19 protein-coding genes are annotated in these 20,621 nt (G+C 68.6%); 13 read left to right on the forward strand and 6 right to left on the reverse strand.

The features are described 5' to 3' along the window. Positions 1-51 precede the first annotated feature (51 nt). The 5 genes from leuS to holA all read left to right on the forward strand — a co-directional run bounded on the left by leuS (position 52) and on the right by holA (position 7,986). Positions 52-2,625: a leucine--tRNA ligase gene (gene leuS, locus AC1C2R_RS15390; RefSeq protein WP_495380538.1), complete on the forward strand. Its 2,574-nt coding sequence runs from the start codon at positions 52-54 to the stop codon at positions 2,623-2,625. A gap of 112 nt (positions 2,626-2,737) precedes the next feature. Further along, positions 2,738-3,694, forward strand: a complete 957-nt coding sequence (locus AC1C2R_RS15395) for a phosphotransferase enzyme family protein (protein ID WP_495359810.1) — start codon at positions 2,738-2,740, stop codon at positions 3,692-3,694. 125 nt (positions 3,695-3,819) lie between these two features. After that, entirely contained in the window at positions 3,820-4,491 is a 672-nt protein-coding gene (locus AC1C2R_RS15400; RefSeq protein ID WP_495380539.1) for a ComEA family DNA-binding protein, read from the forward strand. 1 nt (position 4,492) lies between these two features. Then, positions 4,493-6,931 carry a ComEC/Rec2 family competence protein gene (locus tag AC1C2R_RS15405; protein ID WP_495380540.1) on the forward strand — a complete coding sequence of 813 codons (2,439 nt, stop codon included), beginning with the start codon at positions 4,493-4,495 and terminating at the stop codon, positions 6,929-6,931. 26 nt (positions 6,932-6,957) lie between these two features. After that, positions 6,958-7,986 carry a DNA polymerase III subunit delta gene (gene holA, locus AC1C2R_RS15410; RefSeq protein WP_495380541.1) on the forward strand — a complete coding sequence of 343 codons (1,029 nt, stop codon included), beginning with the start codon at positions 6,958-6,960 and terminating at the stop codon, positions 7,984-7,986. Positions 7,987-8,052: 66 nt separating this feature from the next. Here holA and rpsT read toward each other — a convergent pair whose 3' ends face one another. The 4 genes from rpsT to AC1C2R_RS15430 all read right to left on the reverse strand — a co-directional run bounded on the left by rpsT (position 8,053) and on the right by AC1C2R_RS15430 (position 11,110). Further along, on the reverse strand, positions 8,053-8,313 hold the full coding sequence (rpsT, locus tag AC1C2R_RS15415) for a 30S ribosomal protein S20 (RefSeq protein ID WP_495354217.1): 261 nt from the start codon (positions 8,311-8,313) through the stop codon (positions 8,053-8,055). Positions 8,314-8,435: 122 nt separating this feature from the next. Then, the gene (locus AC1C2R_RS15420; RefSeq protein ID WP_495380542.1) at positions 8,436-9,260 is read right to left on the reverse strand and encodes an alpha/beta fold hydrolase; all 825 of its coding nucleotides are present in this window, start codon (positions 9,258-9,260) and stop codon (positions 8,436-8,438) included. A gap of 3 nt (positions 9,261-9,263) precedes the next feature. Then, a complete protein-coding gene (locus AC1C2R_RS15425) occupies positions 9,264-9,887 on the reverse strand; it encodes a response regulator (RefSeq protein ID WP_495380543.1) in 624 nt (207 codons plus the stop codon). Then, positions 9,884-11,110, reverse strand: a complete 1,227-nt coding sequence (locus AC1C2R_RS15430; protein WP_495380544.1) for a sensor histidine kinase — start codon at positions 11,108-11,110, stop codon at positions 9,884-9,886. The genes AC1C2R_RS15425 and AC1C2R_RS15430 overlap by 4 nt, the downstream gene beginning before the upstream one ends. 79 nt (positions 11,111-11,189) lie before the next feature. On the opposite strand from AC1C2R_RS15430, the gene lepA reads away from it, so the two are divergent. From lepA to hemW, 3 genes are all read left to right on the forward strand, one after another. Beyond that, positions 11,190-13,043 (forward strand): translation elongation factor 4, encoded by a 1,854-nt coding sequence (gene lepA / locus AC1C2R_RS15435; RefSeq protein ID WP_495354213.1) that lies wholly within the window; start codon positions 11,190-11,192, stop codon positions 13,041-13,043. A gap of 148 nt (positions 13,044-13,191) precedes the next feature. Continuing rightward, positions 13,192-13,830 (forward strand): DUF1990 domain-containing protein, encoded by a 639-nt coding sequence (locus tag AC1C2R_RS15440; protein ID WP_495354212.1) that lies wholly within the window; start codon positions 13,192-13,194, stop codon positions 13,828-13,830. Positions 13,831-13,832: 2 nt separating this feature from the next. Continuing rightward, positions 13,833-15,083 (forward strand): radical SAM family heme chaperone HemW, encoded by a 1,251-nt coding sequence (hemW, locus tag AC1C2R_RS15445; RefSeq protein ID WP_495380545.1) that lies wholly within the window; start codon positions 13,833-13,835, stop codon positions 15,081-15,083. Here the strand turns inward: hemW and AC1C2R_RS15450 are convergent. Next, positions 15,067-15,453 (reverse strand): DUF4870 domain-containing protein, encoded by a 387-nt coding sequence (locus AC1C2R_RS15450; protein ID WP_495354210.1) that lies wholly within the window; start codon positions 15,451-15,453, stop codon positions 15,067-15,069. The genes hemW and AC1C2R_RS15450 overlap by 17 nt on opposite strands. A 132-nt stretch (positions 15,454-15,585) precedes the next feature. Next, positions 15,586-15,975 carry a DUF4870 domain-containing protein gene (locus AC1C2R_RS15455; protein ID WP_495354209.1) on the reverse strand — a complete coding sequence of 130 codons (390 nt, stop codon included), beginning with the start codon at positions 15,973-15,975 and terminating at the stop codon, positions 15,586-15,588. A gap of 193 nt (positions 15,976-16,168) precedes the next feature. Here AC1C2R_RS15455 and hrcA point away from each other — a divergent pair, with 193 nt between their 5' ends. Genes hrcA through AC1C2R_RS15480 form a run of 5 tightly spaced genes read left to right on the forward strand, consistent with a single transcriptional unit; the run spans position 16,169 to position 20,604 of the window. Then, entirely contained in the window at positions 16,169-17,191 is a 1,023-nt protein-coding gene (hrcA, locus tag AC1C2R_RS15460) for a heat-inducible transcriptional repressor HrcA (protein WP_495380546.1), read from the forward strand. 55 nt (positions 17,192-17,246) lie between these two features. Continuing rightward, the gene (gene dnaJ / locus AC1C2R_RS15465; RefSeq protein WP_495380547.1) at positions 17,247-18,347 is read left to right on the forward strand and encodes a molecular chaperone DnaJ; all 1,101 of its coding nucleotides are present in this window, start codon (positions 17,247-17,249) and stop codon (positions 18,345-18,347) included. Positions 18,348-18,359: 12 nt separating this feature from the next. After that, complete coding sequence (locus AC1C2R_RS15470) at positions 18,360-19,094, forward strand: 16S rRNA (uracil(1498)-N(3))-methyltransferase (protein ID WP_495380548.1); 735 nt, start codon at positions 18,360-18,362, stop codon at positions 19,092-19,094. Between the two features lie 24 nt (positions 19,095-19,118). Further along, positions 19,119-19,496, forward strand: a complete 378-nt coding sequence (locus tag AC1C2R_RS15475; protein WP_495354205.1) for an HIT domain-containing protein — start codon at positions 19,119-19,121, stop codon at positions 19,494-19,496. Next, positions 19,489-20,604, forward strand: a complete 1,116-nt coding sequence (locus AC1C2R_RS15480) for a PhoH family protein (protein ID WP_495354204.1) — start codon at positions 19,489-19,491, stop codon at positions 20,602-20,604. Before AC1C2R_RS15475 ends, AC1C2R_RS15480 begins: the two co-directional genes overlap by 8 nt. The last annotated feature ends 17 nt before the right edge of the window (positions 20,605-20,621 follow it).

Consider the following 20,621-nt stretch of genomic DNA (forward strand, 5'->3'; position numbering starts at 1 on the left):
CGCGGTGCGGCGCGCCCGGAAGCCCCCGAGCGATACACGATTGAGAGTCACGTGGCACACGACCAGGACCCAGCACACGCCGATGCGGGCGCGTACGACTTCGCCGCCATCCAGGCGAAGTGGCTTCCCGTGTGGGACGAGTCCGAGCCGTTCCGTGCCGGACGCCCGGGTGACACGAGGCCGCGCAAGTACATCCTCGACATGTTCTCCTACCCGTCGGGTGACCTGCACATGGGTCACGCCGAGGCGTTCGGCTACGGCGACGCCGTCGCGCGCTACTGGCGGCACCAGGGCTTCGACGTGCTGCACCCCGTGGGCTGGGACTCATTCGGCCTTCCTGCCGAGAACGCCGCGATCAAGCGCGGCGTCGATCCGAGCGCCTGGACCTACGCGAACATCGAACAGCAGAAGCGTGCCTTCCGCCAATATGCGCCGTCGTTCGACTGGTCACGGGAGCTGCACACGAGCGACCCCGAGTACTACAAGTGGAACCAGTGGCTGTTCCTGAAGCTCTACGAGAAGGGCATCGCCTACCGCAAAGACGGTCAGGTCAACTGGTGCCCCAACGACCAGACGGTGCTCGCCAACGAGCAAGTCATCGACGGGCACTGCGAGCGCTGCGGGTTCGTCGTGACGAAGAAGGCGCTCACGCAGTGGTACTTCCGCGTCACCGACTATGCCGACCGGCTGCTCGATGACCTGAACCAGCTCGAGGGCGCGTGGCCCTCGAAGGTGCTCTCGATGCAGCGAAACTGGATCGGCCGATCCTCGGGTGCCGATGTCGAGTTCGAGATCGAGGGTCGCGATGCACGGGTCAGCGTCTTCACGACTCGGCCCGACACCCTGTACGGCGCGACCTTCATGGTCGTCGCGCCCGACTCGGAGATCGCAGCCGAGCTCGCTGGCGGGGCATCCACCGAAGTGCAGACCCGGTTCCAGGACTACCTCGACTCGGTCCGTGCCGAGAGCGACATCGATCGCCTCTCGACCGACCGGCCGAAGACGGGCGTCTTCCTCGAGCGCTACGCGATCAACCCGGTCAACGGCGAGCGCCTGCCGATCTGGGCCGCCGACTACGTGCTCGCCGACTACGGTCATGGCGCGATCATGGCGGTGCCGGCGCACGACCAGCGCGACCTCGATTTCGCGCGCGCCTTCGGCCTGCCGGTGCGAGTGGTCGTCGATACGAACGCGCCCGTGACCGGCGTGATCCCGGTCATCCCGCTCGACGAGAACGGCGACCCCTACCTGCCTGACGACCTGCCGGCCGACGACCCGGCGTCAACAGGTGTCGCGCTCGCGGGCGAGGGCCGGCTCGTGAACTCGGGTCCGCTCAACGGCTTGTCGAAGTCCAACGCGATTCGCCGGGTCATCGAGCTCCTCACGGAGCGCGGTCTCGGGCGTTCGTCGAAGAACTACCGACTTCGCGACTGGCTGATCTCGCGTCAGCGGTACTGGGGCACGCCCATCCCGATCATCCATTGCCCGACGTGCGGCGAAGTGCCGGTGCCCGAGTCGGAACTGCCGGTGCGCCTGCCGGACTCAGCGGGGCTCGACCTCAAGCCGAAGGGCGCGAGCCCGCTCGGTGCGGCCGAGGACTGGGTCAATGTCGCGTGCCCGAAGTGCGGCGGTGCCGCGCGCCGCGACTCCGACACGATGGACACCTTCGTCGACAGTTCCTGGTACTACCTGCGCTACCTCGACCCGAACAACGACGAGCGCGCCTTCGACCCGGCCGAGGCTGAGAAGTGGCTGCCCGTCGACCAGTACGTCGGCGGCGTCGAGCACGCCATCCTGCACCTGCTCTATTCGCGCTTCATCACGAAGGTGCTCTTCGACCTCGGGTACCTGAGCTTCACCGAACCGTTCACCTCGCTCCTGAACCAGGGCATGGTCATCCTGAACGGCACGAAGATGTCGAAGTCCAAGGGCAACCTCGTCGAGTTCGCGAGCGAGCTGCAGGCGCACGGCGCAGACGCGCTGCGCGTCACGCTCGCGTTCGCCGGCCCGCCCGAAGACGACGTCGACTGGGCGGATGTCTCGCCGGTCGGTTCCGCGAAGTTCCTCGCGCGGGCGTGGCGCATCTCGGGCGAGGTCACCTCGAGCCCCGACATCGAGTGGAAGACGGGAGACCCGGCCTTGCGCCGCATCACGCACCGGCTGCTCGCCGATGCGCCCGGGCTCGTCGAGGCGTTCAAGTTCAACGTCGTCGTCGCGCGACTCATGGAGCTCGTGAACGCCACACGCAAGGCGATCGACTCCGGCGCGGGTGCCGGCGATGCCGCGGTGCGCGAGGCAGCGGAGGTCACGGCGATGATCCTCGACCTGTTCGCTCCGTACGCCGCCGAAGACATGTGGCAGCGGCTCGGCTACGAGCCGACGGTCGCGCTCGTGCCCTGGCGCAAGGCCGATCCCGCACTGCTCGTCGAGGAGTCGGTGACGGCCATCGTGCAGGTCGACGGCAAGGTGCGCGATCGTCTTGAGGTGTCCCCGAAGATCTCGGGCGACGAGCTCGAAGGCCTCGCCCGCGCATCCGCTGCAGTGACCCGTGCCGTGGGTGAGCGCGAGATCGTGAACGTCATCGTGCGTGCACCGCGACTGGTCAACATCGCGACCAGGGGCTGACGGGCGGAGCGACTCAGAGCGCACTCGGCCTCTGTTCGAGAGAACGGCTGCGTCGCGGTCATCTCCGTCCTCGGATTCCCGACGGCGCTCCCAGTGTCGTTACCATTGGCGAATGCTGCCGCCGGGGTTGTCGATGTTGTGGGAGCCGGTCGACCCGAAAGCGGCGTTGCGGGAACGCTTCGGGTTCGATGGGTTCACCGCTGTCATCGACTGGGTCTCCAACGTGCTGGACGAGGTCTGGGAGATCTCGGTTGTGGATTGCGGCCGGATGGTGATCAGCGACCACAACGCCATCGTGTGGGTGGAGAGCAGCCGGGGTTCCCTCGTGATCAAGTGGTCGCGGGATCCGGAGCGGTTCGCGAGTCTGGAAGCGTCGGCCCGGTTGTTGCGAGTGCTCGGCGAGCAGAACGTGCCGGTGGCGGCACCGATTGCGGCGCTGGATGGGCGCGTTCGGGTGCTGTTGGACGGGCCGCTGGGTGCGTTGTCGATCGCGGTGCTGCCGGAATTGGCGGGCGACTGGCTGGATGCGCAGGATGCCGCGGCGGTGCGGGCCGCGGGAGCCAGTCTGGCCGAGCTGCACGACGCACTTCGTGCCTACCCGGTCGATCGATCGTTGACGACGACTGAGGTCGATGGGGTGCAGGCGCGGATCGAGGGCTGGCTGGCGAACCACGACCAGGGGTTGGCGCCGACGGCGTCGCACCGGTTGAACGAACTGGTGGCAGATCTGCCGGAGTTGGACGACGAAACTCAACTTGTGCACAACGACTTTCGCGCGGCGAACATCCTGACACGAGGATCGAGCATCGTCGGAGTGCTCGACTTCGACGAGTTGGTGTGGGACCACCGGGTGAACGACCTGGCCAAGGCCTGCGTCTACTTGAGCACGCGGTTCACCGACTGGCGGCCGACACCGGCAGCCGTTCGTCGCACGCTGCGCGCCGGATACGAGTCGGTGCGGCCGCTCGGGCCCGCCGAGACCCGATGGCTCGACGTACTGGTCCTGTGGCAAGCGATTCAGGCGATCCCGGGCACGGATGACCCGGCTGGATGGGCTGAGGCGCTGTAGCGGGTCACGGTCCAAGGGCTGGCGGGCGGCGTGACTCCTCCTCGACAGGGCGCTCGTCTCGCTCGGCGTCCGTCGCTCGACCGAGAAAGCGCGTGACGTGATCGTGCCTCGAATAGCGTGCGGGCATGCCCGCGAGCGACGTACCCGATCCGTTGGCTGCTCTCGACCCTGCTGCGCGCCGACACGGTCCTCGCGTGCGCGTTGCAGTCGGAGCCGCGGTCGTGCTCTTCGTCGCCGCAGTCGCGGTTGCGGCCCTCATGTCCTTCAGCGCGGCGGGTGGCGGTGAGCAGGGCCGAATCGAGGCGTCGGGCGAGGGCGTCGCGGATGCCGACGACGGTGCGTCTGCGGCAGGCGTCGGCGCGCCACCGGTGCTCGTGCACGTGCTCGGCGCCGTCGCGAAGCCGGGTCTCGTCGAACTCGCGACGGGCGCGCGCGTGGTCGACGCCGTCGCAGCGGCAGGCGGCTTCTCCGGCGACGCAGATCCCGCCGGGGTGAACCTGGCGCGCCTGCTCGTCGACGGTGAGCAGTTGGTGGTGCCGGTGGTCGGCGAAGTGCCTCCACCGGCGGCGACGGGCAGCGGCACCGGCACACCGGGCGCGACCGACGGGCTCGTGCACCTGAACAGCGCCGACGTCGCTGCGCTCGATACGCTCCCGCGCATCGGCCCGGCGCTGGCACAGCGCATCATCGATTGGCGCGAGACGAATGGACCGTTCACGAGCATCGAACAGTTGCTCGACGTGGCCGGCATCGGGGACGCGGTGTTCTCCGGCCTCGCGGACCTCGTGACGCTCTGACATGCGCGATCTCCGGATGCTGCTGCCAGCTGCCAGCGCATGGGTGGCAGCGTGGTGCGCGATCGGTTTGCCGAGTGCCCCGGCAGGTGCGGTGACACTCGCGTGGGTGCTCTGGGCGGCGGCGTGCCTTGCCGGCGGCATCGCCGTGTGCGGCGGCATTCGGGGTCGAAGCCGACGACCGCTCCGCAACGGCCCCGGTGACGACCGTGGTGTCCACGTCGACCGACGTGATCTGAATCAGTACGTCGGGGGAGTCTCGGCGCTCGTACGTGCGTCGGCGACGCTGCTCGTCGCACTCTCGGCGTGCGCGCTCGTGGTGAGTGCCTCGGCGCTCGGACTCGGCGCTCGCGAGGCGTCCCCGCTCGCTGAGGCGGGGCGGCATCACCGCACCGCGGAGGTCGTGCTCGAACTGACCGCCGCCCCACGCCCGATGAGCACCACCTGGTTCGCCGAGGGCGAGTCGGCGCCAATGCGCGTCGAGGGGCGTGTCGTCGTCGTCGACGGTCAGGGCACCCCATCGGTACCGGTCACGGCCGCCATCTCGCTCCCGGCCCGCGAGCTGCAGCTGGGTGCGCGCATCGGGTTCGATGCCCGGGTGGCCGCGCTCCCGAGCGCAGATGGCGCGGCGTACCGATTGAGTCCGAGCGGTGACGTGCGAGTTGTGACCGCACCGCCGCCCTGGGTGGGATGGACCGTCGGTCTGCGGACCGGCTTCGCCGATGTCGCCGGCGCCCTCGGCGGAGATGGAGGCGCGCTCGTGCCGGGCCTCGCGATCGGCGATACGAGCGCCGTCGATGACGGGCTCGACGCGGCGATGAAGGCGAGTTCGCTGAGCCATCTGACTGCCGTGTCTGGAGCGAACTGCGCCATCGTCACGGCCGCGGCGTTCGCCCTCGCGGCGCTGCTCGGCCTTCCCCGACTTCTGCGGATCGTCGCTGCCCTGGCCGCGCTGGCGGGGTTCGTCGTGCTCGTGACTCCCGAGGCGAGTGTCGTGCGTGCTGCGGCGATGGCGGTCGTGGTGCTCGTCGCCATCGCGGCGGGGCGGCCAGGTGGCGGGGTGGCCGCGCTCTCACTTGCGGTCATCGTGTTGCTGACCGTCGACCCGTGGTACGCGCGGGACTACGGCTTCGCGCTGTCGGTGTGCGCGACCGCCGGCCTGCTGTTGCTCGCGGCGCCGTTGACCGGCGCGCTCACGCGGTGGATGCCGATGCCCATCGCCGCGGTGATCGGCGTGCCACTCGCCGCCCAACTGGCGTGTCAGCCGGTGCTCGTGCTCCTCGATCCTGCTCTCGCACTCTATGGCGTGCCGGCGAACCTGCTCGCCGCCCCTGCGGCGCCGGTCGGCACGGTCGTCGGGCTCATCGGCTGCCTCCTGCTGCCGATCCTGCCGTCGGTCGGATTCGCGTTCCTCCAGTGCGCGTGGCTCCCGGCGACCTGGATCGCCTTGCTCGCCCGGGCATCGTCGGCACTGCCTGGCGCGAGACTCGAGTGGCTGCCGGATGCCGCGGGCGCACTGCTGCTCGCCGCGTGCACGGCCATCGCGCTCTGGCTCGCGCTCGGCGCGCGTCGTCGGCAACGGCGCCGACTTCGCGCGGTAGCGGCGGCGGCGCTCCTGATCGGTCTCGCGGTGCCCGTCGGCATGTTCGCGGGCGCACCTCTTCTCGGGGCGGCGACGAGGCCGGCCGATTGGGAGGTCGCGGCCTGCGACATCGGACAGGGAGATGCGGTGTTCCTGCGCTCGGCGGGTGCGACGGCACTCATCGACACCGGGCCCGATCCTGCAGCGCTGGCCCGCTGCGTGTCGCTGCTCGGCGTCACGAGCATCGATCTGCTCGTGTTGACGCACTGGGACGCCGATCACGTCGGGGGAGCTTCGGCGGTGGCGGGCCTCGTCGGCACCGTGATCCACGGCCCGCTCGATGGTGAACGTTCAGAACGGGCGCTCAACCCATTGGTCGAGGCGGGAGCCGAGCCCGTCGAAGTCGTCGCGGGGTTCGGCGGCACGCTCGGCGATGCGCGTTGGCGGGTGCTCTGGCCGAAACCGCGCGCCATGCCCGGCAACGATGCGAGTGTGGTGATCGATCTCACGACACCGAGCTACCGAGGCCTGTTCCTCGGCGACCTCGGTGAGGAGGCACAGGATCGGCTGCTGCGTTCTGCGAGCCTCGGCCGGGTCGACCTGGTGAAGGTCGCCCATCATGGCTCGGCAGACCAGAGCGAGCGCCTCTACGACGAGCTGGACGCGACGATCGGGGTGATCGGTGTGGGCGCGGACAACGGTTACGGGCATCCGACCGAGCGGCTGCTCGATCTCTTGCAGGCCGAGGGCACAGCCGTGGTGCGCACTGACCGCTCCGGCACCTTGTTGCTCACCGCTGAGGGTGACGGCTTCCGGCTCTGGAGCGAGCGGAGCGAAAGCGCTGTCGGTGCGGCCCCGTAGAATCGACGAAGAGAACGGGAGGTGCCGTGGCAGCGCGCACAGGGGCATCGGCCAAGACGAAGACGACGATTCCGCAACTCGCATGGCATGCGATCCGGCCCGCTCCGATCGTGCTCGTCTCCGGCGCAGAAGACGTGCTCGCCGAGCGGTCGATCACGATGCTGCGCGACTTCCTGCGCGGTGAAGATCCCGCGCTCGAGGTGAGCGACCTCGAAGCCGACGGGTATCGCCGTGGTGAGCTCATCACCCTCGCGAGCCCCTCGCTGTTCGGCGAGCCGCGTCTCATCCGCGTGAGCGGGGTCGAACGTGCGAGCGACGACTTCCTGCTCGATGCGCTCGACTACCTCGGGCAGACAGCCGAGTCGACCACGCTCGTCTTGCGCCACCGCAGCGGAGTGCGCGGTAAGAAACTGCTCGATGCGGTGCGCGCCGGCGGCGGGGGCGGCATCGAGATCGTCTGCGCCGAGCTCAAGAAAGACGCAGAGAAGCAAGACTTCGCGGCCGCTGAGTTTCGCGCAGCGGGCCGCAAGATCGCCCCGGGCGCTCTGCGTGCGCTCGTGGGGGCATTCAGCGACGACCTCCGCGAACTCGCTGCAGCGTGCCGGCAGCTTCTGGCAGACGCGCCCGGCGACATCACCGAGGCGGTCGTTGCTCGCTACTACGGCGGGCGAGTCGAGACGAATGCCTTCGCGGTAGCCGATGCGGCCATCGCCGGTCGTCACGGCGAGGCGCTCATCGCCCTCCGGCACGCGCTCGACAGTGGCGCCGACCCGGTGCCCATGGTCGCCGCGTTCGCGATGAAGGTACGCACCATGGCGAAGGTCTCGGGCACTCGCGGCGGGGGCGCGCAGCTCGCGGGCTCGCTGAACCTCGCGCCATGGCAGATCGATCGCGCACGACGCGACCTGGTCGGCTGGAGTGACGAGGGGCTCGGTCGAGCGATCGAGGCGCTCGCGGCCACCGACGCCGCAGTGAAGGGCGCAGAGCGCGACCCGGTCTTCGCGCTCGAACGATTGGTCGGCATCATCTCGTCCCGGGGACGAAACCGCCCGTAGCGGTCGCTACGAACGACGAAGGCCCCGGCACATCCGTGTCGGAGCCTTCGTGGAATACGTGTCGCGTCAGAGCGCGGCGACCTGCTTTGCGATCGCCGACTTCTTGTTCGCGGCCTGGTTCTTGTGGATGACGCCCTTGCTGGCCGCCTTGTCGAGCTTGCGGGTCGCGGCGCGGAGGGCGGTCGTCGCCTTCTCCTTGTCGCCCGAAGCGATGGCGTCGCGCGTTGCGCGAACGGCGCTCTTCACTTCGCTCTTGACGGCCTTGTTGCGCTCTTGCGCCTTGAGGTTCGTGCGGATGCGCTTGATCTGCGACTTGATGTTTGCCACGTGGAGTTCGTCTTTCGTTCTTGTGCGGGTACCGGATATGCCGAGCGAAGGTAGAGGGGCCTCGCCGGCGAATCGTGCGGGGTGGGACCCACACGGAAGCCAACAGGCAACGATACCAGCTCTCAGCGGGAGTCACCAATGCGCTCGCGCGCGAGTCGGGCGGCGGATGTCTCGTGCGATCCGGTGCGCGCCCGGCGTCGCTCGGCGCCGGCGGCACGTCGGTCGAGTTCGGCGACCGCGCCGAGCACGATCGCGGCGAAGTCGTCCGGCCTGATGAGGCTGACGAGGTGGGTGGCTCCAGGAATGATCACGAGCCGCCCGTCGCGGGCGGCGTGGAGCAACCGGCGCTCTTCGAATCGGAAGTGGTCGAAGCGTCCGTTCACGAACCAGACGGGTACGTCGACCTCGGCGAGCGCGGCCTCGGGATCGAGTCGGCCGACCGCCTCGAGCACCGGCGCCATCACGTCGAGCGCGACGCCGCCCGCGAGCACATCGTCGGCGGCGCTCGGCGAGAGGAAGAGTCGCGCCATCGCGTCGTTGATGCGACGCCCCCGGTCGGGCATCGTGCCGATCGCGGCGGCGAGGCGGCGGTAGCCGTCGAGGGCGACACCCCGCGGGCGGGTGCCGCACGCCGCAGCGACGAGCCCGTCGAGACGGCCGGGATGGTGCGCGGCGTATTCGATCGAGATGTAGCCGCCGAGACTCAGGCCCACGAGGAGCCGCGGGATCGCGGGTTTGACGGGTTCGGCGGCGACCGGGTTCAGCGCCTGGTCGATGCTCTGCATCGCCGCCTCGAGCGAGAAGGGTTCGCCGCGCCGGGTCCCGTGTCCGGGCAGGTCGACGGCGACCGCTTCGATGTCGTGCCCGGCGAACAACTCGAGCTGCCGTCGCCACATCGTCGACGAGGTGCGGAGTCCGTGTACGAGCACGACGCGGGCGCGAGGCATCCGTCAGCCCACCCTGATCGCGCCGAGTTCGCGGGCCCGCGCCACCGCAGCGGTGCGCGAACCGACGTCGAGCTTCGTGAAGATGTGCACGAGGTGCGACTTGACGGTCGCCTCGCTCAGGAAGAGGGATCTGCCGATCTCGCGGTTCGTGCGCCCCTCGGCGACGAGCGAGAGCACTTCGGCCTCGCGCACGGTCAGTCGTTCGCCGCTCGCGAGCGACGCGTCGAGACGCGAGGAGACCCCGGGTGCGAGCGCGGCATCGCCGACCGCCGCCGCGTGAACCGCGGCGATGAGTTCGGCGGGCGGTGCATCCTTCAGCAGGTAGCCGCTCGCGCCGGCTTCGATCGCGCCGAGGATGTCGGCATCGGTGTCGTAGTTCGTCAGCACCAGTACACGGGGCGAGCCCGGTTGCGAACGGATACGACGGGTCGCCTCCGCGCCTTGCATGGCGCCGGGGTACTGCAGGTCCATGAGCACGAGGTCGACGTCGGATGTCGCGGCCAGCCGCACCGCGTCTTCAGCCGTCGTCGCTTCGCCGACCACCTCGAGGTCGGGCTCGCTCTCGAGCATGGCGCGGATGCCGGCGCGCACGACGGGGTGATCGTCGCTCAGCAGCAGCCGGATCACGGTGCCACCACCGGGATGCGAACGGAGACCGCGGTGCCATCGCCGGGCGTCGATTCGATGTCGACGCTCCCGCCGAGGGCCTCGGCGCGCTGTCGGATGGCGCGGAGGCCGAAGCCGCCCGCGGTTGTGCCCGTGAGGTCATCGGCGTTCGAAGCGCTGAAGCCGATGCCGTCGTCGACCACGTCGAGCGCGATCTCATCGCCGAGGTAGCTCAGGGTGACGGAGGCGTGCGCGGCATCCGCATGCTGCAGCACGTTGGCGAGCGAACCCTGTGCGATGCGCAGGAGTGCCGCCTCGGCGGACATCGGCAGGAGTATCGGATCGCCGCTGGTGCCGAACTCGACCCGCAACGGTGTTCCCGCCTGCACCGACTGCTCGGTCGTGGCCTCCACGAGTCGCCGGAGCGCGGCGGGCAGTGTCTGCGCATCGAGCGAGGGCGGCGCGAGCTCGCGGATGAATCGCCGGGTCTCACCGAGATTCAGTGCGGCGGTCTCGCGTGCGAGCTGCAGCTTCTCTTGCGTCGCGGTGTCGGTCACATCGCGCTCGGCCGCGTGGAGCAGCATCTGGATGCTCGACAGGCCCTGCGCCACCGTGTCGTGGATCTCCTTGGCGAGGCGCTCGCGCTCGGCGAGTGTGCCGGCCTCCCGGCTCGCCGACGCCAACTCCTCGCGAGTGGTCATGAGATCGAGGATGAGCGCCTGGCGCTCCTGTGTCTCCTGCGCCATCGCGCGGTACCCGAGCCCGATGACGATCGCGACGCCCGCACTGATGAGTGGGCCGAGGATCGAGCCGACATTGAATCCGAGGTGGGTCGCGGTGCCCCAGACCGAGAGACCGAAGGTGAGCACGACGAGCGGCACGGCGATCGGGGCCGCCAGCACGTGCAGTTCGAGGAAGAAGAGCGGGAAGGCGAGGAACGCCGCATCTGGCGTCAGGGCCGACATGCCCACCCAGAGCCCGAGGAGCCCGATCAGCCAGACCACTCGCACCCAGGTCGGCAGGTGGCGGTGGGCCGCCGCGATGCCGGCGCCGTACCAGGCGAGAAATGCGACCGCGAGGATCGTCACGGAGACCTCATCGGGCGAATCGGCGAGCAACGCTCGCACGACGACGAAGAGCGCGAGCCCTACGACGAGCACGTGCAGGCCGAGTCGGAGCGCGGTGAAGACCGGACGGAGCGCCGAAGGCGCCACGCGCGTGTCGGGAATCTCGATCACGGCCATGTGCTCCGAGCGTAGCCCGGGGGCCTCGCGCGCGGCATCCGTCGAAAGTCTGAACGGAAGTCATGGGAGAATCGACAGGATGTCTCCGAGAGCTGCTAACCCGCCGGTGCCTGCCGCCACCGACCCCGCGCTGATCCGCAATTTCTGCATCATCGCGCATATCGACCATGGCAAGTCGACCCTTGCCGACCGCATGCTCGGAATCACCGGTGTCGTGAGCGATCGCGACATGCGTGCCCAGTACCTCGACCGCATGGACATCGAGCGCGAGCGCGGCATCACGATCAAGAGCCAGGCTGTGCGCATGCCGTGGCAGGTGGGCGAGACCTCGTACGCCCTGAACATGATCGACACCCCGGGCCACGTCGACTTCAGCTACGAGGTCTCCCGTTCACTCGCTGCGTGCGAGGGCGCGATCCTGCTCGTCGATGCGGCACAGGGCATTGAGGCGCAGACGCTCGCGAACCTCTACCTGGCGCTCGAGAACGATCTCGAGATCATCCCGGTGCTGAACAAGATCGACCTGCCGGCGGCCGATCCCGAGAAGTACGCGAAAGAGCTCGCCGACCTCATCGGCGGTTCGCCCGACGACGTGCTGAAGGTCTCGGGCAAGACCGGTGTCGGTGTCGAAGAGCTGCTCGACCGCGTCGTCGAGCGCATCCCGGCGCCGGTGGGCCGAGCGGATGCCCCGGCGCGCGCGATGATCTTCGACTCCGTCTACGACAGCTACCGCGGCGTCATCACCTATGTGCGCATGATCGACGGCCACCTGAACCCGCGTGAGCGCATCCAGATGATGTCGACGAAGGCGACCCACGAGATCCTCGAGATCGGCGTGAGTTCGCCCGAGCCGACCCCGTCGAAGGGCCTCGGCATCGGCGAGGTCGGTTATCTCATCACCGGTGTGAAAGACGTGCGCCAGTCGAAGGTCGGCGACACCGTCACGACCGCCGCGAAGCCCGCCACCGAGGCGCTGCCCGGCTACACCGAACCGCTGCCCATGGTCTTCTCCGGTCTCTACCCGATCGATGGCAGCGACTACCCCGAGCTCCGCGAGGCTCTCGACAAGCTGAAGCTCTCCGATGCCGCACTCGTCTACGAACCCGAGACCTCGGTCGCGCTCGGCTTCGGCTTCCGCTGCGGATTCCTCGGGCTCCTGCACCTCGAGATCGTCACCGAGCGCCTCGAGCGCGAGTTCGGGCTCGACCTCATCGCGACGGCGCCGTCGGTGATCTACGAGGTCACGACCGAAGACAAGAAGACCGTTACGGTCACGAACCCGAGCGAGTTCCCGACCGGCACGAAGATCGTCGAGGTTCGCGAGCCGATGGTGCGCGCCGCGATCCTCGCGCCGAAAGACTACGTCGGCACGATCATGGAGCTCTGCCAGTCCCGTCGCGGAGCGCTCATCGGCATGGAGTACCTCGGCGAAGACCGGGTCGAGATCCGCTACAACATGCCGCTCGGCGAGATCGTCTTCGACTTCTTCGACCAGCTGAAGTCGAAGACCGCGGGCTACGCCTCGCTCGACTACGAACCCACCGGCGACCAGGCCGCCGACCTCGTCAAGGTCGACATTCTGCTGCAGGGTGAGCAGGTCGATGCGTTCAGCGCGATCGTGCACCGCGACAAGGCCTACGCCTACGGCGTGCTCATGACCGGTCGCCTGCGCGAACTCATCCCGCGCCAGCAGTTCGAGGTGCCGATCCAGGCGGCCATCGGTGCCCGCATCATCGCGCGCGAGTCGATCCGTGCGATGCGCAAAGACGTGCTGGCCAAGTGCTACGGCGGTGACATCAGCCGCAAGCGCAAGCTCCTCGAGAAGCAGAAGGAGGGCAAGAAGCGCATGAAGATGGTCGGCCGTGTCGAGGTTCCCCAAGAGGCGTTCATCGCCGCGCTCTCCGGCGACGTGGAGAAGAAAGACAAGAAGTAGCGTTCCGTTCGGCCGTCTGCGTGATCGCGGCGAGCCGCCGCCGGAACGGTCACAGGAGACATCCGTAGAATCGACGGATGCCTGCCGCCCGAATGCCGCGCCCGACCTGCGCGCCGGTGCGGCGTCGCACCAGAGGAAAGGTCGACGGATGACCCGCCGAAACACGTTCACCGACCAATCGGTCACCTACGGGGCGATCGGGGCGACCCTCGCACCCGACCTGCTTCGGTATCCGCCCGCCGGGTATCGGCCTGCCGAAGACGCGGTGCGACTGGGATCGGGCGTCGACCGCTTCGAGCGCGCTGCAGAATCGCTCATGACCTGGGGCATCCAGCGCGGTGCAGGTTTCGAGGTGACGGACGTCTCGTCCGGCACCGGTGCGCAGTACCCCGGCATCGTCTACGACGCCGAGGGGTCGCCGCTCGGCGAACAGCCCGCCGCGCGCAGCGAGGAACGCTTCGGTGCCGACGGCACACCCTATGTCGCCGCGGGCATGACCGCCACCCTGCAGCGCCAGCGCCGGTTCGGCGCCGCGAAGACCCCCGTGCTCGTCGTCTACGTCATCGACGAGCCCGACCGCATCGGCTTCGCCTACGGCACGACGGGTGACGGCCCCGAGAGCGGTGAGGAGTCCTTCATCCTCGAGCGCCGAGATGACGACACGGTGTGGCTCACGATCCGATCCATTCTCGCGACCTCGGGGGTCTCCGCACCGATGCAGCGCAAGCGCCGGCGCGAGCTCACGAAGCTCGAGCTCCGGGCGTTGCACCCCGCGGGCGGCGCGTAGGCGTGGCCTCCGCTCTGCCCCTCGGCGACCCGGCACCGGCCGACGGGCTCCTGCCGGCATCGACCGCCGTCGGCGCTGGCCAACGTGCGTTCGGCGTGTACATCCACGTGCCGTTCTGCCGCGTGCGCTGCGGCTACTGCGACTTCAACACGTACACCTCCGATGAGCTTCGCGGTGCGAGGCAGGTAGATTACGCCGACCATGCGATCGCCGAGGTCCGGATGTCGCGGCAGATGCTCGCGGCATCCGCCCTGCCTGAACGCCCCGCCTCGACGGTCTTCTTCGGCGGCGGCACGCCGACGCTGCTGCCCGCGACCGACCTCGTGCGGATGCTCGACGCTGTGCGCCAGGAGTTCGGGCTCGTTCCCGGCGCCGAGGTCACGACCGAGGCGAACCCCGACTCGGTCGGCCCCGACGATCTCGTGCGCCTCGCCGAGGGCGGGTTCACCCGGGTGTCGTTCGGCATGCAGTCGGCGGTGCCGCACGTGCTCGCCGCACTCGACCGCACGCACGACCCTGCACGGGTGCCGCTCGTCGTCGGTTGGGCACGCGACGCGGGCCTCGACGTCAGCCTCGACCTCATCTACGGCACGCCGGGGGAGTCGATCGACGACTGGCGGTTGAGTCTCGACCAGGCGATCGCGCAGGAGCCCGATCACCTGAGCGCCTACGCCCTCATCGTCGAAGACGGCACGAAGCTCGCCCGGCAGATCCGCCGCGGCGAACTCGCGACTCCGTCAGACGACCTCGAGGCGGACATGTACGAGCTCGCAGATGAGCGACTCGCCGCCGCGGGCTACGGGTGGTACGAGGTCAGCAACTGGGCGACGGATGCCTCGCATCGCTCGCGTCACAACCTCGGGTACTGGCGTGGCGACGACTGGTGGGGCGTGGGGCCCGGCGCGCACAGTCACGTGGGCGGGGTGCGTTGGTGGAACGCGAAGCACCCCTCCGCGTATGCCGATCGGGTGACCGCGGGCGTGTCACCTGCGGTGGGCCGGGAAGTGCTCGATGCCCCGACCCGCGAGACCGAACGTGTGATGCTCCTGACGAGGATCAGCGAGGGAGTCCACATCGCGTCACTGCACGCGGGTGGGCGTCACGCCGTGGCGGGGCTCATCGCCGATGGCCTCGTGGACGCGAAAACCGCCCTCTCCGGTGAGTTGGTACTCACCAGAAGAGGGCGGCTGCTCGCTGATGTCGTGGTCAGGCGCCTGCTCGACGAGTCGTCGGAGCTCAGCTCACGAACTTGATCGAGAGCGGGTAGGTGTAGGGCTGGCCTTGGTTCGCCTTGACTGCGGCGATGATGCTGAAGACGATGTTGACGATGTAGACCGCGAGCAGTACGAAGATGCCGATGACGATGAAGGTCAGGATGGTGCCGACGACGTAGGCGATCGCCATGGTGATCTGGAAGTTCAACGCGGTCGCGGTGTGGGCGCGCACGAACGGCCCGCGGTCTTTCAGCACGAGATAGCCGATCAGGGCGGGAATGAAGCTGAAGAAGATGCCACCCACGTGAACGAGCGTCGCCCAGAGCTTCTCGTCGGCCGGACTGAGCTGCGCGCCCTGCTGGTAGGGGTTCGGCGGCGGCGGCGGGGGAGGCGGGGTGGCGTCGGACATGTTGTCTCCTTGATCGGTTCGCCCGAAGGCGATATTCGGTCTCGTCGCACGACAGGCGAGCTTTCAACCATCCCATGCTGGCACAGTGGCGCGCGCCGGGTACGGAATTCGCCCGGCGCGCTCCGGCCCGGACTACTTGATGAGGCGGATCGCGAACGGGTAGCGGTAGTGCTGGCCGTCTTTCGCCTTGAGGAACGCGATGATCGAGAAGACGACGCTCACGATCCATGCCGCCCACACGACGAGGACGCCGATGAAGATGATCGTCAGGATCCAGCCGACGACGTAGGCGATGAGGATCGTGATCTGGAAGTTCAGCGCCTCTTTCGCCTCGGTGTTCGTGAAGGAGCCCCTGTCTTTGAAGACGAGCCAGATGATGAGGGCCGGCAGGAATCCGAGGATGCCGCCGAGGTGCGCGAACGAGCCCCACTGCACATCTTGCTCTTGTGCGAGCGGCGCAGCTGCGACCGGTTGGGCGGGCGGAACGTTCTGATCGGGTGCTGATGAGTTCGGATCGGTCATGGCGGGTGCCTTTCGGGGTTCTCGGGTGAACCGCGTCTCGCGCGATCGGGCATCGCTGCAAGGGGGTGACTCGCGGGGATACCCATAAGCTAGCGCCGCCGCCCGCTGGTGGCAACGGCTTCGTCACGGGATGTCGCGATATGATTGGCACTCACTCAGAACGAGTGCTAAGCGTCTGACGGAAGCGAGGGCCATGGTCTCGGAACGCAGCCTCGCCGTGCTGCGCGTGATCGTTCAGGACTATGTCGCATCACGCGAGCCCGTCGGGTCGAAGACGATCGTCGAGCGGCACGCCTTCGGCGTGTCGGCCGCGACGATCCGCAACGACATGGCCCTCCTCGAAGAAGAAGAGCTGATCGCGGCTCCGCACACCTCGTCGGGTCGCATTCCGACCGACAAGGGCTACCGCGTCTTCGTCGACCAGCTCACCGACGTGCGCCCGCTGACCTCTGCCCAGCGGCAGGCGATCGAGACGTTCCTCGGCGAGTCGAGCGACCTCGACGAGCTGCTGGCTCGAACGGTGCGCCTCATCGCCCAACTCACCAAGCAGCTCGCGGTCGTGCAGTACCCGAGCTTCGGCAGCGACCGCGTGCGTCACGTGGAGCTGGTCTCCCTCGCAGCCGATCGGGTGCTCTGCATCCTCATCACCGATTCAGGCCAGGTCGAACAGCGCCTCGCCGAACTCGAAGAACCGGTCGACGAGCACACGCTCGACGCCCTGCGGGCGAGGTTGAACGAGATCGCCGGTGGTCGCACGATGGCGGATGCCGCCGAGGCGCTCTCCGGGGAGATCGACGGCGCTGACAGCCGGCACGCCGCGGTGCTGCACACGCTCGCGACCACGCTCGCCGAACAGGCACGCGCACAGCGCACCGAGCGGCTCGTCGTGGCCGGGGCCGCGAACCTCGTGCGCACCGAGCAGGACTTCGCCGGCTCGATCCTCGGCGTGATCGAGGCGATCGAGGAGCAGGTCACGTTGCTGAAACTCTTCGGCGAGATGGCGACCGACGAGCATGCGGTCACCGTGCGCATCGGGCGCGAGAACGCGTCGTTCGGCCTCGGCGAGACCTCGGTCGTCTCGAGCGCCTTCTCGATCCCCGGCCGCGACATCTCGCGACTCGGCATCGTCGGGCCCACCCGCATGGACTACTCCACCAGCATGGCGGCCGTTCGCGCCGTCGCACGTTACCTCTCCCGCACGCTCGGCGAGAGCTGAACCCGCCGCCCGTCGCACCCGACCGGCATCCGGCAATCGAAAGGACAAGCCCTCCGTGGCCGACCATTACGAGGTCCTCGGCGTCTCGCGCGACGCCACCCCCGACGAGATCAAGAAGGCGTACCGTCGTCTCGCCCGGGAGCTCCACCCCGACGTCAATCCGGGCGCCGAGGCATCCGAGCGATTCAAAGAGGTCACGCACGCGTACGACGTGCTCTCCGATGCCCGGCAGCGCGAGCAGTACGACCTCGGAGGTCAGGGCGGCTTCGGTGGTGGTCAGAACTTCGGCGGCTTCGGCGACATCTTCGAGACCTTCTTCGGCGCCGGCCAACAGAGCCGGGGTCCGAGATCGCGCCGGGAGCGGGGTCAAGACGCGCTCATCAGGGTCGAGGTGGGCCTCGACGAGGTGATCTTCGGCACGCACCGCGACATCGAGGTCGACACGGCGGTCACGTGCGAGACGTGCCACGGCTCGTGTTGCCAGCCCGGCACCTCACCCGTCACGTGCGACATCTGCCACGGCACCGGCTCGATCCAGCGCTCGGTGCGTTCGCTGCTCGGCAACGTCATGACCTCGAGCCCCTGCGGCACCTGCCGCGGCTACGGCACGATCATCGCGACGCCGTGCGTGACCTGCCAGGGGCAGGGCCGCGTGCGTGCGCGTCGCACGGTGCCGGTCGACGTTCCCGCCGGTGTCGACACCGGGGTTCGTCTGCAGATGCCGGGCTCCGGCGAGGCCGGCCCCGCCGGCGGTCCGAACGGCGACCTGTATCTCGAGATCAAGGTCAAGAACCACGAGGTGTTCAGCCGGAACGGCGATGACCTGCTGTGCACGCTCGAGGTCGCGATGACCGACGCGGTCCTCGGCACGACGGCCAACATCCCCGCACTCGACGGCGACGTCGAACTCGAGCTGAAGGCAGGGCTCCAGAGCGGCGAGATCCTCACCGTGAAAGACCGAGGCGTCACTCGGCTGCGCGGTGCAGGCCGCGGCGACCTGAAGGTCGGCGTGCAGATCGTCACCCCCACGAAGCTCTCCTCGAAGGAGCGCGAGCTCATGCAGCAGTTCGCCGCCTCGAAGAAGGCGCCCGAGCCCGAGCTCAGCCACTTCCAGCAGGGCATCTTCGCCCGACTGCGTGACCGGTTCCTCGGTTAGGCGGATGCCCCGGTGAGTCACCTCTACCTCGACGAATCGCTCGACCTCTCGGCCGTCGTATCCGGCGGCACCGTCGCGCTCTCCGGCGACGAGGCGCGGCACGCCGTGACCGTCTCAAGGGTACGAACGGGCGAGCGCATCGCGATCGGCGACGGCCACGGCACGCTCGTGCACGGCGTCGTGGCCTCGACGGGTGCGCGCGAGCTCGAACTCAGCGTCGACGAGGTCATCGCCGAACAGCCGCCGTCGCCGCGCATCACACTCGTGCAGGCGCTGGCGAAAGGCGACCGAGACGAGCTCGCGGTGCAAGCGGCGACCGAGCTCGGCGTCGACGTGATCGTGCCATGGGCGGCGAGCCGCTCCGTCTCCCGGTGGGAGGGTCCGAAAGCAGAGAAGGGCCGACTGCGATGGGCTTCGATCGTGCGCGAAGCCGTCAAGCAATCGATCCGCGCCTGGTTGCCGGTGGTTTCGCCGGTCACGACGACCGCACAGCTCGCCGAGCGACTCGGCGGGCAACGGATGCTGCTGCTCGAGCCGACGGCGACGGCGACGCTGACCGACATCCAACCTGATGGGCGTGATCTTGCGCTCGTGGTCGGTCCCGAGGGCGGCATCGCCCCGGGAGAGTTGGAGCGCCTCACAGCGGCCGGTGCGGAACCCGTGCGGCTCGGGGCATCCGTGCTTCGTACTTCGACGGCCGGGCCGGCCGCGATCGCCGTGCTGAACGCGGCACTCGGGCGGTGGTGAGGCATCCGTCGCTACGATGGTGGAATGACCTCGTCCCGCGCAGAACCGACTCTCTTCGAGCGAATCGCCGCTCGTGAGATCCCCGCGCGGCTGGTCGCGGAGACCGACCGCATCATCGCCTTCCACGACGTCGCGCCCAAGGCGCCGGTGCACGTCGTGGTGACCCCGAAGTCGGGGGAGTACCGCGATGTCGTCGAGCTCGCAGCCGGCGACCCGGGTCTCCTCGCCGAACTCGTCGAGGTCGCGCACGGCGTCGCCGACGAACTCGCCGACGGCCAGTTCCGTCTCGTCTTCAATACGGGCGCCGCCGCCGGCCAGACCATCTTCCACGTGCACGCGCACGTGCTCGCGAACAACAGCCGTGACGGCGGTCTCGAGGAGGCCACGCTTGCCGATGAGTGACCCCATCGGTGCCGGAGACGCCTCGCAGCCCGCCGAGGCCGACGAGGAACGGCTCAGCATCGACGGCATCGCCATGGTGCGACTGCTCGGACCGCAAGACCGGCTGCTCACGACCATCCAGCGCGAATACCCCGGCGTGGCCGTGCACGTGCGCGGCAACGAGATCGCGATCCGCGGCGACGTCGACGATCGCGTGCGCGTGCGCCGCCTCATCGAAGAACTGCTGGAGCTTGTGAAGAACGGGCAAGACCCCACCCCCACCGAAGTGAGGAGCTCGGCCCGCATGCTCGACGCCGATCCCAACGCCAAGCCGTCCGAACTGCTCGGGCAGGTGATCATCTCGAGCCGAGGCAAGACCATCCGGCCCAAAACCGAGGGGCAGCGGCGCTACGTCGACGCGATCGACGAGCACACCATCGTCTTCGGCATCGGCCCAGCAGGCACCGGCAAGACGTACCTCGCGATGGCCAAGGCCGTGCAGGCGTTGCAGCGCAAAGAGGTCAGTCGCATCATCCTGACGAGACCCGCCGTCGAGGCAGGGGAGCGGCTCGGGTTCCTCCCCGGTACGTTGACGGACAAGATCGACCCGTACCTGCGCCCGCTCTACGACGCGCTCAACGAGATGATGGACCCAGAGCTCGTGCCCAAGCTGCTCGCGTCCGGCACGATCGAGGTCGCACCGCTGGCCTACATGCGTGGACGCACCTTGAACGACTCGTTCGTCGTGCTCGACGAGGCGCAGAACACCACGCCAGAGCAGATGAAGATGTTCCTCACCCGGCTCGGATTCGGATCGCAGATGGTCGTCACCGGCGACATCACCCAGATCGACCTCCCGGGCGGCGCGAGCGGGCTCCGACTCGTGACCCGAATCCTCGACCACGTCGACGACATCGAGTTCGTGCACCTCACGAGCGACGACGTCGTGCGGCACACCCTCGTCGGCCGCATCGTCGACGCGTACACCGAGTACGACCAACGCCAGCAAGCGCAGCGATTCGAACGCGACCAAGCACGAGAGTTCGCGAACCGTGCCGAACGGCGCGGTCACCAGGGTCCGCGCGACCACCAGCCACGGCTCGGTAAACGAGATGGACAGGCCAAGTGAGCGAGAAGGCGAGGTTC

Source organism: Agromyces sp. Y182, from assembly GCF_059445385.1.

Bases quoted from the DNA above. Each gene is read 5' to 3' on its own strand.
- AC1C2R_RS15455 (WP_495354209.1), bottom strand. From the start codon at position 15,975: ATGACCGATCCGAACTCATCAGCACCCGATCAGAACGTTCCGCCCGCC.
- hrcA (WP_495380546.1), top strand. From the start codon at position 16,169: ATGGTCTCGGAACGCAGCCTCGCCGTGCTGCGCGTGATCGTTCAGGAC.
- AC1C2R_RS15405 (WP_495380540.1), top strand. From the start codon at position 4,493: ATGCGCGATCTCCGGATGCTGCTGCCAGCTGCCAGCGCATGGGTGGCA.
- AC1C2R_RS15400 (WP_495380539.1), top strand. From the start codon at position 3,820: ATGCCCGCGAGCGACGTACCCGATCCGTTGGCTGCTCTCGACCCTGCT.
- AC1C2R_RS15430 (WP_495380544.1), bottom strand. From the start codon at position 11,110: ATGGCCGTGATCGAGATTCCCGACACGCGCGTGGCGCCTTCGGCGCTC.
- AC1C2R_RS15395 (WP_495359810.1), top strand. From the start codon at position 2,738: ATGCTGCCGCCGGGGTTGTCGATGTTGTGGGAGCCGGTCGACCCGAAA.
- AC1C2R_RS15480 (WP_495354204.1), top strand. From the start codon at position 19,489: ATGAGTGACCCCATCGGTGCCGGAGACGCCTCGCAGCCCGCCGAGGCC.
- AC1C2R_RS15420 (WP_495380542.1), bottom strand. From the start codon at position 9,260: ATGCCTCGCGCCCGCGTCGTGCTCGTACACGGACTCCGCACCTCGTCG.
- lepA (WP_495354213.1), top strand. From the start codon at position 11,190: ATGTCTCCGAGAGCTGCTAACCCGCCGGTGCCTGCCGCCACCGACCCC.
- AC1C2R_RS15475 (WP_495354205.1), top strand. From the start codon at position 19,119: ATGACCTCGTCCCGCGCAGAACCGACTCTCTTCGAGCGAATCGCCGCT.
- AC1C2R_RS15450 (WP_495354210.1), bottom strand. From the start codon at position 15,453: ATGTCCGACGCCACCCCGCCTCCCCCGCCGCCGCCGCCGAACCCCTAC.
- AC1C2R_RS15440 (WP_495354212.1), top strand. From the start codon at position 13,192: ATGACCCGCCGAAACACGTTCACCGACCAATCGGTCACCTACGGGGCG.